Here is an 18,709-nt window from a genome sequence, read left to right on the forward strand (position 1 = left end):
TTCCGGACGATGAGAGCCGCGGCGCTCACGGTTGGTCGACGGCTATTTGGCATTGTTTTTATCACCGGCGGGCAGGCCTTACCATCCCTCATCTGCGGAATTGCCGTGGGCCGCGGCGCTCGTGTAGCCCCCGGCGCAGGGGAAGGCTCTCGCAATGCCAATGTCCGCGAAAGGATGCGGCTGGCCCCGACCGAAAAGAAAAAAGCCCCTGATTTCTCAGGGGCTTCGTTCTTGAATACTGGCGGAGAGGGTGGGATTCGAACCCACGGTACGGGGATACCGTACGCCTGATTTCGAGTCAGGTACATTCGACCACTCTGCCACCTCTCCGTGGCTGGATTCCGTAACGTTGAAATCGCCGTTGTTTTTAATAACGGGTCTTTCACAAGAGATCCCTGGTCGGAAGGATCTTCGTTGTCGGAGCAGCGAAGCCCGCAATTCTACAGGATTTTTTTTGTTTGTGTAAAGCGGTAGCCAACAAGCAGGGGTAAAACGTACACAGCGGGTTTCATCCGGCTTCCAGGCCGGCCGAAGTTTGGACAGAATTCTCCCCATTCCGCATAACGGCCCCTCCATGGACCTCATCCTCATCCTTCTGCTCGCGGCCGTGCTGTGCGTGCCCATCACCCAAATGCTCGGGCTGGGCGCCATTCCCGGATACCTGGCGGCCGGCGTGCTGGTCGGACCCTCGTGCCTGAAGCTGGTCACGAACGTGGACACGATGATCGGCGTGTCGCAGTGGGGCGTCGTGATGATGCTGTTCATCATCGGGCTGGAGCTGTCGCCCAAGCGCCTGTGGGCGATGCGCAACGAGGTCTTCATCCTGGGCACCCTGCAGATGCTGGTGTGCGGCCTGCTGCTCGGGCTGGTGTTCGGCGCGGCCTTGCGGCACCTGGCGGGCATGGAATGGCAGGCGGCGGTGCTGTGCGGCCTGTCGCTGGCGCTGTCGTCCACGGCGGTGGCGCTGCGCCTGCTCGATGAACGCCAACTGACCCGCACGCCGCTCGGGCGCTCGGCGCTGGGGGTGCTGCTGTTCCAGGACATGGCCGCCATCCCCATGCTGGTGGCCGCGGGCCTGCTGGGATCGGACGGGACGTCGGCCCCGTCCTTCAAGGAGGCGCTGGTGGCCGTGGCGGTCGTGGCGCTGGCCTACCGGCTGCGGCTGCTCGGCTGGGCGGCCAAGGCCGAATTGAACGAGCTCTTCACCGCCGCGGCGCTGCTGATGGTGGTGGGCGCCGCGCAGCTCTTCGACTATGCGGGCCTGTCGGCCGGCCTGGGCGGGTTCCTGGTGGGCGTGATGATGGCCGAGTCGCGCTACCGGCACGATCTGGAAAAGGCGATCGACCCCTTCAAGGGCTTGCTGCTGGGGCTGTTCTTCGTGGCCATCGGCATGTCGATCAACCTCAAGGTGGTGGCGCATCACTGGATGTTCATCTGCGCCGGCGTGGCGGCGCTGCTGGCGGTCAAGGCCGTCATCCTCTATGGCTTTGCGCGATTCCTGGGCTTGCCCCGCTACCATCGGCTGCTGTTCGCGCTGGTGCTGGCGCAGGGCGGCGAGTTCAGCTTTGCCATCTTCAACGAAGCGTGGGACAACCATCTGGTCAACCTGGAGCAGCGCGACGTGCTGTCGGTGATCGTGGCCATCTCGATGGGCGTCGTCCCGGTGCTGATCAAGCTGCTGGAACGGGTGCCGGAAAAGTACGGCGGCATGGCGGGCCTGCCCGTGGCGGACGCCGCCCCGGCCGTGGACGCCGGGCCGTCCTCCGGCGCGGACAAGCCCCCCGCCGGTTGACCCGCGTCAGTCCAGGGCATGGCATGATGACCGCCTTGCCGGGCGGCTACACTTGAAGCCCATTCGCTTCCCGTTCCGTTTCCCCATTTATGCGCCCGCTCACAGGAGAAAGCTCATGCTCAAAGGAAAAGTAGCGCTCGTCACCGGTTCCACCAGCGGTATCGGCCTGGGTATCGCCACGGCATTCGCCCAGCAGGGCGCCGACATCGTCCTGAACGGTTTTGGCGATGCGGCTGAAATCGAAAAGCTGCGCGCGGAACTGGCGGACAAGCATGGCGTGAAAGTCATCTATGACGGCGCGGACCTGTCCAAGGGATCGGCCGTGCGCGAACTGGTCGAAAACACGGTCCGCCAGCTGGGCCGCATCGACATCCTGGTCAACAACGCCGGCATCCAGCACACCGCGCTGATCGAGGACTTTCCGGCCGAGAAATGGGACGCCATCCTGGCGCTGAACCTGTCCGCGGTGTTCCACGGCACCGCCGCCGCCTTGCCGCACATGAAGAAGCAGGGATCGGGCCGCATCATCAATATCGCATCGGCGCATGGCCTGGTGGCCTCGGCCAGCAAGTCGGCCTACGTGGCCGCCAAGCACGGCGTGGTGGGCTTCACCAAGGTCACCGCGCTGGAAACCGCGGGGCAGGGCATCACGGCCAACGCCATCTGCCCGGGCTGGGTCCGCACGCCGCTCGTGGAAAAGCAGATCACCGCGCTGGCGGAAAAGAACGGCGTGGACCAGGAAACCGCCGCCCGTGACCTGCTCAGCGAAAAGCAGCCGTCGCTGCAATTCGTGACGCCGGAACAGCTGGGCGGCACCGCCGTGTTCCTGGCCTCGGACGCCGCCGCGCAAATCACCGGCACCACCGTCTCCGTCGATGGCGGCTGGACGGCGCGCTAAACAAGGAAACCCTGAATGCTGTTGTTGCTTTCCCCCGCCAAGAAGCTGGACTACGACTCGCCGCTGCACATCGAGACGCACACCCAGCCCCTGTTCGTGGATCAGGCCGCCGGCCTGATCAAGGTCCTGAAGACCAAGACTGCCGAGGACATCTCGGCACTCATGAGCCTGAGCCCGGCCCTGTCCGAGCTGAACGTCCAGCGCTACGCGCACTGGAAGCGCAGCTTCACGCAGGCCAACTCGCGCCAGGCGGTGCTGGCCTTCAACGGCGACGTCTACGAAGGCCTGGACGCCGCCACCCTGTCGGCAAAGCAGCTGGACTGGGCGCAGGAGCACGTCGCGATCCTCAGTGGTCTCTATGGCGTGCTGCGCCCGCTCGACCTGATGCAGCCTTACCGCCTCGAAATGGGCACGCGCCTGGAAAACCCCAAGGGCAAGAACCTGTACGAGTACTGGGGCAGCACCATCGCCGACTACCTGAACGAGCGCCAGGCCGGCCAGAAGTCGCCGGTCATCATCAACCTGGCGTCCGAAGAGTATTTCAAGTCGGTCGACCAGAAGGTCTTGAAGGCGCGGGTGGTGCAGTGCGTGTTCCAGGACTGGAAAAACGGCGCCTGGAAGGTCATCAGCTTCCATGCCAAGCGCGCGCGGGGCCTGATGGCCCGTTACGCCATCCAGCACAAGGTCGCCAAGCCGGAAGGCCTGCAGGGCTTCGACCTGGAAGGCTATGCGTACGATGCGTCGGCCTCGTCGGACGACAAGCTGGTGTTCCGCCGCAAGCTGGATTGATTGCTGTCGTCAGGCACCCATCGAATGCCGGCCCGGGATTCCCGGGCCGGCATTTTTTTCGCCGCGGTTCGACGCGCGGAAGCTAGGACGCCGCCGCTGCCACCGGCGGCGCATGCAGCGGATCGGCCAGCGCCTGCAATTCCTGGCGGATCATGTGCGCGGCCTTGAGCATCTGCTTGAGCGGATACGCCAGCGCGGCCTGGTCGCCCGAGGTGTCGAATTGGGTGGGCAGGTTCAGCGGCGCGCGCGGACTGTTTTCATCGAGCAGGACCGCCATGCCGTCCAGCGCCTGCCGAATCGGCTCGGGCGTGGCGGGCAGCGCCGCCAGGATCGGAATCGCCGCGGTGATCTGCGACGCCAGCACATGGTTCTGGATCAGCAGATTGTTCAGCTCGGGCACGTTCAACTGGTGCGACTTGGGTTCGCTCATCATCCGGTAGAACGCTTCCGCGAAATTGCTGAACGCGATGTGCACGTTCTTGCGGGCCAGGCGCCAGGCGAGGTCGGCGTCCGTCACCGCGGGCGTCTCGGCGGCGGCCGCGCCCATGGGCGCGCCGTGCGCCTGCATGGCGTCGACGTAGCGCAGCCCCGCCAGCAGGTATTCGCGGTTGGCGCGCGTCGCGGCCGAGGCCAGCGGCTTGAGGTAGCGCGCTTCCCACCACGGCAGGATGTAGCTGCAGACCAGCGCCAGCGCGCAGCCCAGCAGCGTGTCGATGGCGCGTTCACCGATCACCGACATGGATACGGTGCCCGGCGACACGAAGTGAAAGACCAGCACCACGAACAGGGTGTTGAAGATCGCGCTGGCCATGTAGTTCAGCTGCACCAGGCTGTTGCCCATGATGCACGCGCCCAGCAGGACGGCGAACAGGATGCTGGGCTCGTCGGTCAGGCTAAAGAGCAGCAGGGCGGCGATGCAGCCGATCAGCGTTCCCATCAACCGCCAGCCGTTGCGTTGGCGCGTCAGCGCAAACCCCGGCTTCATGATGATGACGATGGTCAGCATGATCCAGTAGTTGTGCGCCGAGAACGCGGGCGACAGCCAGCGGCTGGCCAGCGTCATGGCGATGGCCGCCGCGGCCGTCACCCGCAGCGCATAGCGGAAATGCGGCGAATCGAGCCGCAGGTTGCTGGTCAGGAGGCCGAAGCGGAACTCCTGGCGCGAGATGAACCGCGTCAGCGATTTGTTGATGCGCAGCACGTCGGTGGGCTTGGCGTCGGGCGACGCCGCGGTGTGGTCGGCCAGCCGGTCCACGATGCGCGCCGAATTGCGCAGGCGCCGCAGCACCTGGATGATGAGGGCCAGCATTTCCGGGTCGCGCTCGCCCAGGCCCTGCTGCTTGAGCTGTTCGATCTCGTATTCGATGGCGCGCAGCTCGGCCTTGGCGCTGCTGCGGTACTGCACCTTGCGGCCGCGCGACACGTCCAGCGCGATACGGTTCAGCTCCAGCGACATCTTCACCAGCGCATCGCGCATGAACATCAGGCAGTCGTTGCCGGCCAGCGTGCGGCGCAGGGCCGCGTAGTCGGTATGCGTGGCGACCAGCGTGTCCAGCAGCTGCAGCATGTCCACGAACATGTTCCAGATCATCACGCGCTGGCGGTCGCCCAGCCCCTTGCCGCGAGGCAGGGCGCGCAGCACCATGTCGCGCGCGGCCTGGTGCTTCTCGGTCATGACGGACTGGCGTTGGATCAGCGTCCGGTAGGCTTCGTCCAGGTCGGAGGTCTCATCGTAGAAGGACGCCCGCGCGGCCACGTAATCGGCGGTGGCAAAGAGCGCCACCGACATGGCCTGCTGCTCTTCGCGCAGCCAGAACAGCCGCGAAAAACCCAGGCTGAACACAACGTAGAACAGCGCGCCGCCCAGCGTGGCGGCGGCGTGGGCCAGGACCTCGTGCGGCGCCAGCGGCGAATGCATGGTCAGCGTCATCAGCAGCAGGCCGGCAAAGCCGATCAGGCCCCCGCGCTTGCCGAAGACGGTGAACATCGAATAGATGAAGCACTGCACGATGACCGCCAGCCAGATCAGCACGGGGTGCGTGGACGCCAGCCCGGTGATGATGACCGTGATGGTGCCCAGCGCCGCGCCGCCCAGCATTTCATTGGTGCGGTGCCGCTGCGGGCCGCCCGGCTGGTCGATGATGGCCAGGCACTGCGCGCCGAACGTCGCGACCAGGCCGGTCGTGTAATTGCCGAATATGCCTCCCAGCACCAGCACGGGCAACAGCATGCCGACTCCCTGGCGCACCCCTCCGAAGAAGTAGTGGCTATAGAGAAAGCGGCGAATGCTGGCGATGCGCAAATCCATGGGCGGCGGCTCGGTTCTGGACGACGGAACAAGTATAGAGAGGCCGCCGTGGTTTTTGGGGTCGGATGGTTACCGAACCTTCCGTGCAACGGTCGGCAAAAGCCGATTTGCCACCGTTGACGCAACGCGGTAAATTGCTCCACTTGCTTCGGTCTGCCTATCCGAAACCGGAGCGTTGATGCGAACGGCCAGGGTCACATCCCAGCCGTCCTGCAGCAAGTCATATTTGCCGTTGGCCGCGCCACAAGCGTGTGTTGCCAAGGCTTCCATTTCGACCTCCAGCGTCCCCAAGGGGCGTTTGCACTGCGTTCTGTCGAGCGTGTGCCGGGTCGGCAAGGTGTCCGGGTGGCGTGGCTCCGTGAGCCGCTAAGCGCCGGATATGTTGTCGTAACCGGTATGGGTTCAGTTGCCGCCGTATCCGGGCGCGCAGCAGTCAGGGTTGCAGGGCCGGTTTTGAAAGGAACTACAACATGGAAATGAATGGCGCCGATATCGTCGTGCGCTGCCTGGCCGATGAAGGCGTGGAACACGTTTTCGGCTATCCCGGCGGCGCGGTGCTTTACATCTACGACGCAATCTTCAAGCAAGACAAATTCCAGCATATCCTGGTTCGTCACGAGCAAGCTGCCGTGCACGCGGCCGATGCCTATTCGCGCTCGTCGCAGAAGGTCGGCGTCTGCATCGTGACCAGCGGCCCGGGCGTGACGAATGCCGTGACCGGCATCGCCACCGCCTACATGGACTCCATCCCGATGGTCATCATCAGCGGGCAGGTGCCCACTGCGGCCATCGGCGAAGACGCCTTCCAGGAATGCGACACCGTCGGCATCACGCGTCCCTGCGTCAAGCACAACTTCCTGGTGCGCGACGTCAAGGACCTGGCCGAAACCATGCGCCGCGCGTTCTACATCGCGCGCACGGGCCGTCCCGGTCCGGTGCTGGTGGATATCCCCAAGGACATCACCGTCGCGCAGTGCAAGTACGTGCCGCCCAAGGGCGAGATCTCGATGCGTTCCTACGCGCCCGTCAACAAGGGGCACCAGGGGCAGATCAAGAAAGCCGTGCAGATGCTGCTGGCCGCCGAGCGGCCCATGATCTACACCGGCGGCGGCGTCATCCTGTCGAATGCCGCGCCCGAGCTCAACAAGCTCGTAACGCAGCTGGGCGCGCCCTGCACCAGCACCCTGATGGGTCTGGGCGGCTTCCCGGCCAGCAGCGGCCAGTTCGTGGGCATGCCCGGCATGCACGGCACGTACGAGGCCAACATGGCCATGCAGCACTGCGACGTGCTGCTGGCCATCGGCGCCCGCTTCGATGACCGCGTGATCGGCAACCCCAAGCACTTCGCGCAGAACGCCCGCAAGATCATCCACATCGACATCGATCCCTCGTCGATCTCCAAGCGCGTGCGCGTGGACGTCCCGATCGTGGGCAACGTCAAGGACGTCCTGGCCGATCTCAGCGCGCAATTCGAGATCGCCGCCGCCGAGCACAAGCCGGCCTCCATCGCCAAGTGGTGGGATCAGGTCGAGACCTGGCGCGGCAAGGAATGCCTGAAGTTCGCCAACTCGAACGAAGTCATCAAGCCGCAGTACGTGGTGGAAAAGCTCTGGGAAGTGACCGGCGGCGACGCCTTCGTCACCTCCGACGTCGGCCAGCACCAGATGTGGGCCGCGCAGTACTACAAGTTCGACAAGCCGCGCCGCTGGATCAACTCCGGCGGCCTGGGCACCATGGGTGTGGGCCTGCCGTACGCCATGGGCGTGCAGATGGCCAATCCGGGCAAGGACGTCGCCGTCATCACCGGCGAAGCCTCGATCCAGATGAACATCCAGGAACTGTCGACCTGCCACCAGTACCGCCTGACGCCCAAGATCGTCTGCCTGAACAACCGGTTCCTGGGCATGGTGCGCCAATGGCAGCAGATCGACTACGGCTCGCGCTATTCCGAGTCGTACATGGATTCGCTGCCCGACTTCGTCAAGGTCGCCGAGGCCTACGGCCACGTGGGCCTGCGCATCGAGCGTCCGGCCGACGTCGAACCGGCGCTGCGCGAAGCGTTCGGCAAGCACAAGGAGCGCCTGGTCTTCCTGGACTTCATCACCGACCGCACCGAAAACGTGTGGCCGATGGTCAAGGCCGGCCGTGGGCTGACTGAAATGCTGCTCGGCTCTGAAGACCTGTAAGGAGGCCCCGCAATGAAGCACGTGATTTCCGTCCTCCTCGAAAACGAACCCGGCGCGCTGTCGCGCGTGGTGGGCCTGTTTTCGGCACGGGGCTACAACATCGAAACCCTGACCGTGGCGCCCACCGAGGATTCCACGCTGTCGCGCATGACCATCGTCACGACCGGTTCGGACGAGGTCATCGAACAGATCACCAAGCACCTGAACCGCCTGGTCGATGTCGTGAAGGTGGTGGACCTGACCGAAGGCGCCCACATCGAGCGCGAGCTGATGCTCGTGAAGGTGCGCGCCGTGGGCAAGGAACGCGAGGAAATGAAGCGCATGGCGGATATCTTCCGCGGCCGCATCATCGACGTCACCGACAAGTCCTACACCATCGAATTGACCGGGGTGCAGGAAAAAGTACAGGCCTTCCTCGAGGCCCTGGACCGCAGTGCCATCCTTGAAACCGTGCGCACCGGCGTGTCCGGCATCGGACGCGGTGAACGGATCTTGAAGATTTGACCGGCCTGCCAGGCGCGGCCACCCCCTACATCTGAATCAAACGAATATCCAAATACTGGAATCTGGAGCACACCATGAAAGTTTTCTACGACAAAGACTGCGATCTGTCCCTCATCAAAGGCAAGACCGTCGCCATCATTGGCTACGGCTCGCAAGGCCACGCGCATGCGCTGAACCTGCATGAGTCGGGCGTGAAGGTCGTCGTCGGCCTGCGCAAGGGCGGCGCCTCGTGGAACAAGGCCGCCAACGCCGGCCTGGAAGTCAAGGAAGTCGCGGACGCCGTCAAGTCGGCCGACATCGTCATGATGCTGCTGCCCGACGAAAACATCGCCTCGGTCTACAACAAGGAAGTCCACGGCAACATCAAGGCCGGCGCCGCCCTGGCGTTCGCCCACGGCTTCAACGTCCACTACGGCCAGGTCGTGCCGCGCGAAGACATCGACGTCATCATGATCGCCCCCAAGGCCCCGGGCCACACGGTGCGCAACACGTACAAGCAGGGCGGCGGCGTGCCCCACCTGGTGGCCGTGTACCAGGACAAGTCGGGCGCCGCGCGCGACGTGGCCCTGTCGTACGCCAGCGCCAACGGCGGTGGCCGTGCCGGCATCATTGAAACCAACTTCCGCGAAGAAACCGAAACCGACCTGTTTGGCGAACAGGCCGTGCTGTGCGGCGGTACCGTCGAACTGATCAAGGCTGGTTTCGACACGCTGGTGGAAGCCGGCTATGCGCCCGAAATGGCCTACTTCGAGTGCCTGCACGAGCTCAAGCTGATCGTCGACCTGATCTATGAAGGCGGCATCGCCAACATGAACTACTCGATTTCGAACAACGCCGAATTCGGCGAATACGAAACGGGCCCCAAGATCGTCACGGAAGAAACCCGCAAGGCCATGCGCCAGTGCCTGACGGACATCCAGACCGGCGAATACGCCAAGAAGTTCATCCTGGAAAACGCCGCCGGCGCCCCGACGCTGACCTCGCGCCGCCGCATCAACGCGGAATCGCAGATCGAGCAGGTGGGCGGCAAGCTGCGCGCCATGATGCCCTGGATCGCCGCCAACAAGCTGGTGGACAAGTCCAAGAACTGATCCGCCTGGGCGGGCGGGGCGCGGCCCCGCCGGCCTGGACCGAAGCGGCATGCCTGCACGGGCATGCCGTTTTTTTTGGCCGTTTGCGTCGCAGGCCCCCATTTCCGGCAGGCACGAGGCTTGCTGCGGTCCCGCAAGCCGTGCCAGATAGGTTAACCTTTCAAAGTCCGTTGTAAGTTATTGAGACCATGCCCAATTTTTCCATGCGCGATTCCGAGAACCGCCACCGGAGCATCTACCTGCTCCCGAACGCGTTCACCACCGCCGCTTTGTTCGCCGGGTTCTATGCCGTTGTGCAGGCCATGAACGACCGCTTCGAAGTCGCCGCCATCGCCATTTTCGTCGCCATGGTCCTGGATGGCATGGACGGCCGGGTGGCCCGCCTGACCAATACGCAGTCCGCGTTCGGCGAGCAATACGACTCGCTGTCGGACATGACGTCCTTTGGCGTGGCGCCCGCGCTCGTCATGTACGAATGGATCCTGAACGACCTGGGCCGCTGGGGTTGGTTGGCGGCGTTCGTCTACGTCTCCGGCGCCGCGCTGCGACTGGCGCGCTTCAATACCAATATCGCCGTGGTCGACAAGCGATTCTTCCAGGGGTTGCCCAGCCCGGCCGCCGCGGCGCTGGTGGCGGGCTTCGTCTGGCTGGCCGTCGACAACAAGTTGCCCATCCATGACAGCCTGATGGCCTGGGTGGCCTTTACGCTCACCATGTACGCGGGCATCACGATGGTGTCGAACGCGCCGTTCTTCAGCGGCAAGAGCTTCGCGCTGGGCCGCAGCGTGCCGTTCTGGGGCATCCTGCTCGTCGTCGCGGTGTTCGTGTTCGTGTCCAGCGATCCTCCGGTGGTCCTCTTCGGCCTGTTCGTGCTCTATGGCCTGTCGGGCTGGGTCACGTGGGCATGGCGCTGGAACAAGGTGCGCCGCCTGCAGCAGGAGCGCCGGGGCCACTCGTCCTGATTGCCTGGCGGCCTGATGAGCTGACAGGCATGCGCAAAGCAAAACCCGCCAATTTCCGGATTGGCGGGTTTTTCGTTTGGGTGGCGGGCAGGCCGGGCAGGCCGCAGGGCCTGCCGGCATTTACCACCAGTTGAAGCGGTCGGCGTCGTACATGGGATCGGGGCCGGGGTGAAAGTGCGTCACCTTGCTGCCGTCGCGGCTCATGTACACGTACATCAGCGAATTCCACACGCTGTTTTCTTTATAGCGGTACGACCAGACGACTTCGCGCTTTTCGCCCAGGCCCACCAGGTCGATGCGGGCCGGCGGCCCGAATTCGCATCGGACCCGTTCCGGCCCCCAATCTCCCGTTTCCAGCACCTTGAAGTGCGCGTCGGTCAAAAGCGGCAGCACGCGGTCGACGCGCCCGTCCGGGGCGACGTTTGCGCCCCAGGCGTACTGGCCCATCGGTTGCTGCGTCCAGATCACCCGCCGTCCGCCGCCCGCCTGCGGACATTCGAAGTTGGGCGCGCCGAATTGCGCCTGCACCTGCGAGAGCGGCGTGCCGGGCGGAACCTGGGCCATGTTTGCGCAGGCGGCCAGCCCGGCCAGAGAGATCGACGCCAGGGCCACGCGGGCCGTTCGGTAAAAGCTAGTCATGTCCATGCTCCTGTCGGGTGCGCCCGGCCCCGGGGTTGGCCCTGGGCCGGGGCCGGTGTCCTTGCTGGGGTAATTCTAGCGAATCGGCTATAATCATCGAGCTTTATCAAATGTATTGATTCTGCAAGATCCTTTGCGCCAGCCGCAGGGGGATAGCGCAGACGCCCTCAACATGGCGCACAGCCCCATGTACAGGCGCCGCCCGATCCCGCCAACGGCAGCAGTGAGAAAGCGAATTCAAGCCTGGCTCGCGCAAATTTTTTCCAAACCACGTCAGGGCGCCTCGGCCCTGTCGCATGTCCGAAGAGGTCATCAATGTCTGTAGCTGACATCAAGAAATCCGATATCGTTGCGCAATTCCAACGCGCTCAAGGCGATACCGGCTCCCCCGAAGTCCAGGTGGCTCTGCTCACCGCCCGTATCAACGAACTGACTGGTCACTTCAAAGAACACATGAAGGACCATCACTCGCGCCGCGGTCTGCTGCGTATGGTCAGCCGTCGCCGCAAGCTGCTCGACTATCTCAAGGGCCGCAATCCCGATTCGTACCGCGCACTGATCGAAAAACTCGGTCTGCGCAAGTGATCGACGGGGCTGGCTCCCCATGACGCAACCGTGGTCGGTGCGACGCATGTCGCAGCGGCCACGGTTTTTCATTTGTAAGGAATAATCGTCATGTTCAATAAAGTGACTAAATCGTTCCAGTACGGCCAGCACACGGTCGTCCTGGAAACTGGCGAGATCGCTCGCCAGGCCTCCGGCGCCGTGGTGGTGTCGATCGAGGACACCGTCGTCCTGGCCACTGTCGTGGCTTCCAAGAAGGCCAAGCCGGGCCAGACGTTCTTCCCGCTGACCGTCGACTACATCGAAAAGACCTACGCCGCCGGCCGCATCCCGGGCGGGTTCTTCAAGCGCGAAGGCAAGCCGTCCGAAAAGGAAACGCTGACCTCGCGCCTGATCGACCGTCCCCTGCGTCCGCTGTTCCCCGAAGACTTCTACAACGAAGTCCAGGTGGTCCTCCACACGCTGTCGGTCAATCCTGAAATCGATCCCGACATCCCCGCCATGATCGGCGCCTCCGCCGCGCTGGCCATCTCGGGCATCCCGTTCAACGGCCCGATCGGCGCCGCGCGCGTGGGTTACATCAATGGTCAGTACACCATCAACCCGACCGCCTCGGACCTGAAGTCGTCCAAGCTGAACCTGGTTGTCGCCGGTACCGAAAACGCCGTGCTGATGGTGGAATCGGAAGCTGACCAGCTGTCCGAAGAAGTCATGCTGGGCGGCGTGGTCTACGGCCACCAGCAAATGCAGACCGTCATCAACGCCATTCACGAATTGGTGAAGGACGCTGGCAAGCCCGATTGGGAATGGCAAGCTCCCGCCAAGGACGAGGCCCTGATCGCCGCGGTCACCGCCGCTGCTCAGGACGGCCTGAACGCCGCCTACCAGATCCGCGAAAAGCAGGCTCGCACCACCAAGCTGCGCGAAGTCTACTCGGACGTGTCGGCCAAGCTGGCCGCCGCTGCCGCGGAAAAGGGCGAATCCGCCCCGGACGCCGTCACGGTCGACAACATCCTGTTCTCGCTGGAATCGGCCATCGTCCGCGGCCAGATCCTGAACGGCGAGCCGCGCATCGACGGCCGCGACACCCGCACGGTGCGCCCGATCAGCGTGCGCCTGGGCGTGCTGCCCCGCGCGCACGGCAGCGCCCTGTTCACCCGCGGTGAAACCCAGGCGCTGGTCGTGGCCACGCTGGGCACCAAGCAGGACGAGCAGATCATCGACGCGCTCATGGGCGAATACCGTGACCGCTTCATGATGCACTACAACATGCCTCCGTTCGCCACCGGCGAAACGGGCCGCATCGGTGTGCCCAAGCGCCGCGAAATCGGCCACGGCCGCCTCGCCAAGCGCTCGCTGGTGCCGCTGCTGCCGGCGCCCGAAGACTTCCAGTACACGATCCGCCTCGTGTCGGAAATCACCGAATCCAACGGCTCCTCGTCGATGGCCTCGGTCTGCGGCGGCTCGCTCGCCATGATGGACGCCGGCGTGCCGGTCAAGGATCACGTGGCCGGCGTGGCCATGGGCCTGATCCTGGACGGCGGCAAGTTCGCCGTGCTGACGGACATCCTGGGCGACGAAGATCACCTGGGCGACATGGACTTCAAGGTTGCGGGCACCGAAAACGGCGTCACCGCACTGCAGATGGACATCAAGATCCAGGGCATCACCAAGGAAATCATGCAGGTTGCGCTGGACCAGGCCCGCGAAGGCCGTCTGCACATCCTCGGCAAGATGAAGGAAGCCCTGGACGGTTCGCGCGGCGAGCTGTCGGCTTTCGCGCCGCGCATGCTGACCATCAAGATCAACCCCGAGAAGATCCGTGACGTGATCGGCAAGGGCGGCGCCACCATCCGCGCGCTGACCGAAGAGACCGGCACGCAGATCGACATCTCCGACGACGGCACGATCGTGATCGCCAGCGTCGACGAAACGCAGGCCAAGGAAGCCCAACGCCGCATCGTCGAACTGACCGCCGACGTCGAAGTGGGCCAGATCTACGAAGGCTCGGTCCTGCGCCTGCTGGACTTCGGCGCCATCGTGCAAGTGCTGCCGGGCCGCGACGGCCTGCTGCACATCTCCGAAATCGCCAACTACCGCATCGCGAACATCAACGATGTGCTGAAGGTCGGCCAGCAAGTCCGCGTCAAGGTCATCGAGGCCGACGACAAGGGCCGCCTGCGCCTGTCCATCAAGGCGATCGGCGGCATCGAGCAGCAGCAGCCCGCTGCCGCTCCCGAAGCTGCCCCCCAATCGGAACCGCAAGCCGAATAAGCCTGCAGCATCCTGATTGAAGAACGGCGCCGCGATGATCGGGCGCCGTTTTTTTTCGCCCTCGTCCAGGCGGACGCGTCCCCGGCGCCGTGGTTCCCCTGTCCGCCTGGCTTACGGTAAAGTCTTGCGCGAGAGAGGCGCCGCCCGTTTGCCGCTGGCGCGTGCTCGACGCATCATCGAAAAGGGGGCATTCGGATGAGCAAGGCATGACGGCGTGGCCGATAACCGCAGCCACGGCGGCGCTGCTGGCAGCGCTGCTGACCGGGTGCATGACGCCCACGGCGGGCCAGCGCGGCCCCAAGGGCGAAGACATGTCCGCCGACCAGTTCGCGCAGACGGACTTCAACCGCACCGTCACGCTGGAAGTGCGCGACAACCTCGCCAGCCTGTATGCGCTGCTCGACAAGCTGTACCGGCGCAATCCGCGCGAATGGCGCAAGACCGGCGTGCCGGACCTGGCCGCCGCGGTCAACCGCGTCAAGCATTCCATCGAAGTCCGCGTCCCGCCCAGCGACCTCGCCGGGCTGCGCGACGTCCAGATCCTGGCGGTGGCGCTGGATCCCAACTATTCGGGCGACCGGGTCGGCGCCTTCATCTACGGCCTGGCGGACACCATCATCGCCGCCCACAACGGCAAGACGCGCCTCTACGCCACCGACGCCCTGGATGGCCAGCGGGTCTACAATGCCGCACGGAACGTCGAGGCGGCGGCCTGGCTCCTGGCCACGCGCCGCAACAACCAGGGCGAATTGCTGCTGCTCGCCAATGAAATTTCTCCGGACGCCACCAATCTCAGCTTCGAGCGCGAGTTCGGCGCCATCATCGGCCGGCTGGACCTGATCGCCAACCTGCTGGGCGAAAACTCCCGGCGCATCGGCATCAACTACGCCCAGGGCCTCTTGCTATTCAACTTCCTGCCTGTGCGTTAACAGGATTTCCATCGTGATCGATATCGCCTCCATCCAGACCGCCCGCGACAACCTGCGCGGCCAGGTGCTGAAGACCCCATTTACCCTGTCGCGCACGCTGTCCGACATCTTCGGCGCCGAAATCTGGCTGAAGTTCGAGAATCTGCAGTTCACCGCTTCATTCAAGGAACGGGGCGCGCTGAACCGCATGCTCACGCTCTCGGACGAGGAGCGCGCCAAGGGCGTGATCGCCGTGTCGGCCGGCAACCACGCGCAGGGCGTGGCCTATCATGCGCAGCGCATGGGCGTGCCCGCCGTGATCGTGATGCCGCGCTTCACGCCGACCGTCAAGGTCGCCAACACGCGGCGGTTCGGCGCCGAAGTCGTCCTGGCGGGCGACACCTTTGACGACGCCAAGGCGCGCGGCTACGAGCTGGCGCGCGAACGCGGCCTCATCATGATCCATCCCTACGACGACGAAGCCGTGATCGCGGGGCAGGGAACGGTTGCGCTGGAAATGCTGGAAGACCAGCCGGCGCTCGACACCCTCGTCATCGCCATCGGCGGGGGCGGCCTGATTTCGGGCATCGCCACGGCCGCCAAGGCGGTCAAGCCCGGCATCGAGATCGTCGGCGTCCAGACCGAGCGCTTTCCCGCCATGTACGCGGCGGTCAAGGGGACGACCATGCCGCCCGGGCAGTACACCATCGCCGAGGGCATCGCCGTCAAGTCGCCCGGCGACCTGACGCTGCCCATCGTGCAGCGGCTGGTCGATCGCATCGAACTGGTCAGCGAGGCGGACATCGAACACGCCATCGTGGTGCTGCTGGAAATCGAAAAGACCGTCGTCGAAGGGGCGGGGGCCGCCGGCCTGGCGGCGCTGCTGCGCGCCCAGGAAGAAGGCAGCGACCGCTACAAGGGCAAGCGCATCGGGCTGGTCCTGACCGGCGGCAATATCGATCCGCTGATGCTGGGCGAACTCATCGAGCGGGGCATGGTGCGCGCCGGCCGCCTGGCCCGCATTCGCGTCGACCTGCGCGATCTGCCGGGGGCGTTGGCCCATGCCACCAAGCTCATCGCCGATGCCCAGGCCAACATCACCGAGGTCCATCACCAGCGCGCGTTCACCTCCTTGCCGGTGCGCAATGTCGAGGTCGACTTCGTGCTTCAGACACGCGGTCCCGAGCACATCCAGGAAGTGATCGACATCCTGAATGCGGCGGGCTTTGCCGCCAGCAATCACGATCATTGATCGGTCCGCCGGCGCCAGGCGCCGGCATGAAGCTTTCAAATTGCTTTAACCCGCCTGTCAATCTGTCCGCCAGTCGGCATGCGCAATCGAGCGCCTGCCGGCTGAATTTTTTTGCGCGTCGAGACACCCCATTGCGGCTTGTCCGCGCGCGATGCATGCGCTTGGCAAGACCGCTCGGGCAGGCGGCTGTGGAAAGGGAAAATGCATCTTAATGTTTCAGCCAAAATTATTTTGGCAAAACAGGGAACTTTCCTGAATTTGTGAAACCCGTAGAATCCGCGCGTTCTCCCGGCCGGTTGTGGTGTGAAACCACCCTTGCGCAAGCACCATTCGTCCCCCGTGCGTCCGGTCCATGGTCTCGGGAATATCCCCAACAAAATCATGGTTGGTACGGATAGGAACTGTGTCGTTCCACGATTTACCATCCGGCGTTCATGACGTTGCCGCCGCTTCCGGGCGGTTGCGTTGGATGAGAAATACGCGCCTTGGCAGACATCGATCCGCCCCGCGCGGCAGTTAAGGGAGACAGCAGCTTGATAAAAAACCGACAGGATTTCTGGTCCGGTGTGATGTTCATTGTTTTGGGGGGAGCCTTTGCCGTGCAGGCGACCCAGTACTCCATGGGCAGCGCCGCCCGCATGGGGCCGGGCTACTTTCCGTTCTGGCTGGGCATCGTGCTGGCGCTGATGGGCGCGACGGTGCTGATGAGCGCCTTGTCGCCGCGCGCCGAGACCACCACGATCAGCCGCTACGACTTCCGCATCCTCTTCCTGGTGGTCGGCTCGGTCTTTCTCTATGGCTTTGCGCTGCGCTATCTGGGGCTGTATCTCTCGGTCTTCATGCTGGTCGTCATCAGCAGCGTCGCCAGCCACGAATTCAACTGGAAGGTCGCCGTCGCCAACGGCCTGTTCCTCGTGGCGTTTTCCTACCTTGCGTTCATTCGCGGGTTGGGACTGATCTTTCCGCTGTGGCCCAGCGTGTTCACCAATTAAGGACCGGACATGGAACTGCTTCAGAACCTGATGCTGGGGTTTTCGGTCGCTTTCACGCCGGAAAACCTGACTTACGCCTTCATCGGCTGCCTGCTGGGCACGCTGGTCGGCGTGCTGCCGGGCCTGGGCCCGGTGCCCACCATCGCCATGCTGCTGCCCATCACCTATGTGCTGCCGCCCACCGCGGGCCTCATCATGCTGGCCGGCATCTATTACGGCACCCAATACGGCGGATCGACCACGGCCATCCTGGTGAACCTGCCGGGCGAGACCTCGGCGGTGGTGACCGTGCTGGACGGGCACCAGATGGCCCGCAACGGCCGCGCCGGCGCCGCGTTATCGCTGGCCGCCATCGGTTCGTTCTTTGCGGGTAGCGTGGCCACCGTGCTGATCGCGGCCTTCGCGCCGCCGCTGGCCGAAGTGGCGTTCGCGTTCGGCCCGGCCGAGTACTTCTCGCTGATGGCCCTGGGCCTGATCGGCGCCGTGGTGCTGGCCTCGGGCTCGCTGCCCAAGGCCATCTGCATGATCCTGCTGGGCCTCTTGCTGGGCATGGTGGGCACCGACGTCAACTCGGGCGTCGCGCGCTATGACTTCAGCATCCCGGAACTGCAGGACGGCATCGATTTTGCCATCGTGGCCATGGGCGTGTTCGGCCTGTCGGAAATCATGAGCAACCTGGAACTCAAGGAGAACCGGGTCGAGATCACCGACAAGGTCGGCTCGCTGTATCCCAGCCGCCAGGAATTCCGCGAGGCCGCGCCGGCCATCGTGCGCGGCACCGCGCTGGGCTCGGCCCTGGGCATCCTGCCCGGCGGCGGGTCGGTGCTGTCGGCCTTCGCGTCCTACACGATGGAAAAGAAGCTCTCGAAGGAACCGGAGCGTTTCGGCAAGGGCCATCCCGCCGGGCTGGCGGGTCCCGAGTCCGCCAACAACGCGGGCGCGCAGACCTCGTTCATCCCGCTGCTGACCCTGGGCATCCCGGGCAATGCGGTGATGGCGCTGATGGTGGGCGCGATGACCATCCACAACATCCAGCCGGGGCCGCAGGTCATGTCCAGCCACCCCGAGCTCTTCTGGGGCCTGATCGCCTCGATGTGGATCGGCAACCTGATGCTGGTGGTGCTGAACCTGCCCCTGATCGGCATCTGGGTGAAACTGCTGCGCGTGCCTTATCGCATGCTGTTCCCCGCGATCCTGGTGTTCTGCACGATCGGCGTGTATTCACTGAACTACAACGCGTTCGACATCTTCATGTTCGCCATCTTCGGCATCGTGGGCTACGTCTGGAGCAAGCTGGGCTGCGAAGGCGCGCCGCTGCTGCTTGGCCTGGTGCTGGGTCCGATGATGGAAGAGAACTTCCGCCGGGCGCTGCTGCTGTCGCGCGGCGAGTTCTCCACCTTCGTCACGCGGCCGCTGTCGGCGACGCTGCTTGGCTTGGCCGTCATTCTGCTGGTGCTGGTCGCGTTGCCCGCGCTGCGCAAGAAACGCGAGGAAGCCTTCGTCGAGGTCGACTGACCGACTGACTGACTTTCCGGCTATTGGTTGGCTCC

Annotated in this window: 15 protein-coding genes and 1 tRNA gene; 13 read left to right on the forward strand and 3 right to left on the reverse strand. The window is 64.4% G+C overall.

The window, feature by feature from the left end:
- Nucleotides 1-239: 239 nt before the first annotated feature.
- Nucleotides 240-330 (reverse strand) — tRNA-Ser (locus BMW75_RS25710).
- Between the two features lie 244 nt (nt 331-574).
- Between BMW75_RS25710 and BMW75_RS25715 the strand changes: the two genes are divergently transcribed.
- The 3 genes from BMW75_RS25715 to yaaA all read left to right on the forward strand — a co-directional run bounded on the left by BMW75_RS25715 (nt 575) and on the right by yaaA (nt 3,479).
- Complete coding sequence (locus BMW75_RS25715) at nt 575-1,792, forward strand: cation:proton antiporter domain-containing protein (protein ID WP_092582402.1); 1,218 nt, start codon at nt 575-577, stop codon at nt 1,790-1,792.
- Between the two features lie 115 nt (nt 1,793-1,907).
- Nucleotides 1,908-2,690 carry a 3-hydroxybutyrate dehydrogenase gene (locus BMW75_RS25720; RefSeq protein ID WP_092582403.1) on the forward strand — a complete coding sequence of 261 codons (783 nt, stop codon included), beginning with the start codon at nt 1,908-1,910 and terminating at the stop codon, nt 2,688-2,690.
- Nucleotides 2,691-2,705: 15 nt separating this feature from the next.
- Nucleotides 2,706-3,479, forward strand: a complete 774-nt coding sequence (gene yaaA / locus BMW75_RS25725) for a peroxide stress protein YaaA (RefSeq protein ID WP_076519143.1) — start codon at nt 2,706-2,708, stop codon at nt 3,477-3,479.
- Nucleotides 3,480-3,561: 82 nt separating this feature from the next.
- On the opposite strand, the gene BMW75_RS25730 is transcribed toward yaaA, so the two are convergent.
- A complete protein-coding gene (locus BMW75_RS25730) occupies nt 3,562-5,787 on the reverse strand; it encodes an FUSC family protein (protein WP_092582404.1) in 2,226 nt (741 codons plus the stop codon).
- Between the two features lie 416 nt (nt 5,788-6,203).
- Between BMW75_RS25730 and BMW75_RS25735 the strand changes: the two genes are divergently transcribed.
- The 4 genes from BMW75_RS25735 (at nt 6,204) to pssA (ending at nt 10,530) form a co-directional block, all read left to right on the forward strand.
- Nucleotides 6,204-7,973 (forward strand): acetolactate synthase 3 catalytic subunit, encoded by a 1,770-nt coding sequence (locus tag BMW75_RS25735; protein ID WP_256381727.1) that lies wholly within the window; start codon nt 6,204-6,206, stop codon nt 7,971-7,973.
- 12 nt (nt 7,974-7,985) lie between these two features.
- Nucleotides 7,986-8,477 (forward strand): acetolactate synthase small subunit, encoded by a 492-nt coding sequence (gene ilvN, locus BMW75_RS25740; RefSeq protein WP_006223608.1) that lies wholly within the window; start codon nt 7,986-7,988, stop codon nt 8,475-8,477.
- Nucleotides 8,478-8,551: 74 nt separating this feature from the next.
- Complete coding sequence (gene ilvC / locus BMW75_RS25745; protein WP_076519147.1) at nt 8,552-9,568, forward strand: ketol-acid reductoisomerase; 1,017 nt, start codon at nt 8,552-8,554, stop codon at nt 9,566-9,568.
- 188 nt (nt 9,569-9,756) lie between these two features.
- Complete coding sequence (gene pssA / locus BMW75_RS25750) at nt 9,757-10,530, forward strand: CDP-diacylglycerol--serine O-phosphatidyltransferase (protein WP_076519148.1); 774 nt, start codon at nt 9,757-9,759, stop codon at nt 10,528-10,530.
- Between the two features lie 120 nt (nt 10,531-10,650).
- Here pssA and BMW75_RS25755 read toward each other — a convergent pair whose 3' ends face one another.
- Nucleotides 10,651-11,169, reverse strand: a complete 519-nt coding sequence (locus tag BMW75_RS25755) for a hypothetical protein (RefSeq protein WP_076519149.1) — start codon at nt 11,167-11,169, stop codon at nt 10,651-10,653.
- Between the two features lie 315 nt (nt 11,170-11,484).
- Between BMW75_RS25755 and rpsO the strand changes: the two genes are divergently transcribed.
- The 6 genes from rpsO to BMW75_RS25785 all read left to right on the forward strand — a co-directional run bounded on the left by rpsO (nt 11,485) and on the right by BMW75_RS25785 (nt 18,674).
- Nucleotides 11,485-11,754, forward strand: coding sequence for a 30S ribosomal protein S15 (rpsO, locus tag BMW75_RS25760; RefSeq protein ID WP_006223612.1), 270 nt, complete (start codon nt 11,485-11,487; stop codon nt 11,752-11,754).
- A 90-nt stretch (nt 11,755-11,844) separates the two neighbouring features.
- Nucleotides 11,845-14,007, forward strand: a complete 2,163-nt coding sequence (pnp, locus tag BMW75_RS25765; protein WP_092582406.1) for a polyribonucleotide nucleotidyltransferase — start codon at nt 11,845-11,847, stop codon at nt 14,005-14,007.
- 206 nt (nt 14,008-14,213) lie between these two features.
- Complete coding sequence (locus tag BMW75_RS25770) at nt 14,214-14,936, forward strand: hypothetical protein (protein ID WP_092582407.1); 723 nt, start codon at nt 14,214-14,216, stop codon at nt 14,934-14,936.
- 13 nt (nt 14,937-14,949) lie between these two features.
- Nucleotides 14,950-16,167, forward strand: a complete 1,218-nt coding sequence (locus BMW75_RS25775; RefSeq protein WP_076519152.1) for a threonine ammonia-lyase — start codon at nt 14,950-14,952, stop codon at nt 16,165-16,167.
- Nucleotides 16,168-16,736: 569 nt separating this feature from the next.
- A complete protein-coding gene (locus tag BMW75_RS25780; protein WP_092582408.1) occupies nt 16,737-17,159 on the forward strand; it encodes a tripartite tricarboxylate transporter TctB family protein in 423 nt (140 codons plus the stop codon).
- A 9-nt stretch (nt 17,160-17,168) separates the two neighbouring features.
- On the forward strand, nt 17,169-18,674 hold the full coding sequence (locus BMW75_RS25785; RefSeq protein WP_076519154.1) for a tripartite tricarboxylate transporter permease: 1,506 nt from the start codon (nt 17,169-17,171) through the stop codon (nt 18,672-18,674).
- Nucleotides 18,675-18,709 lie beyond the last annotated feature (35 nt).

Source organism: Achromobacter sp. NFACC18-2, from assembly GCF_900108985.1.
Taxonomy (GTDB): Bacteria; Pseudomonadota; Gammaproteobacteria; order Burkholderiales; family Burkholderiaceae_B; genus Achromobacter.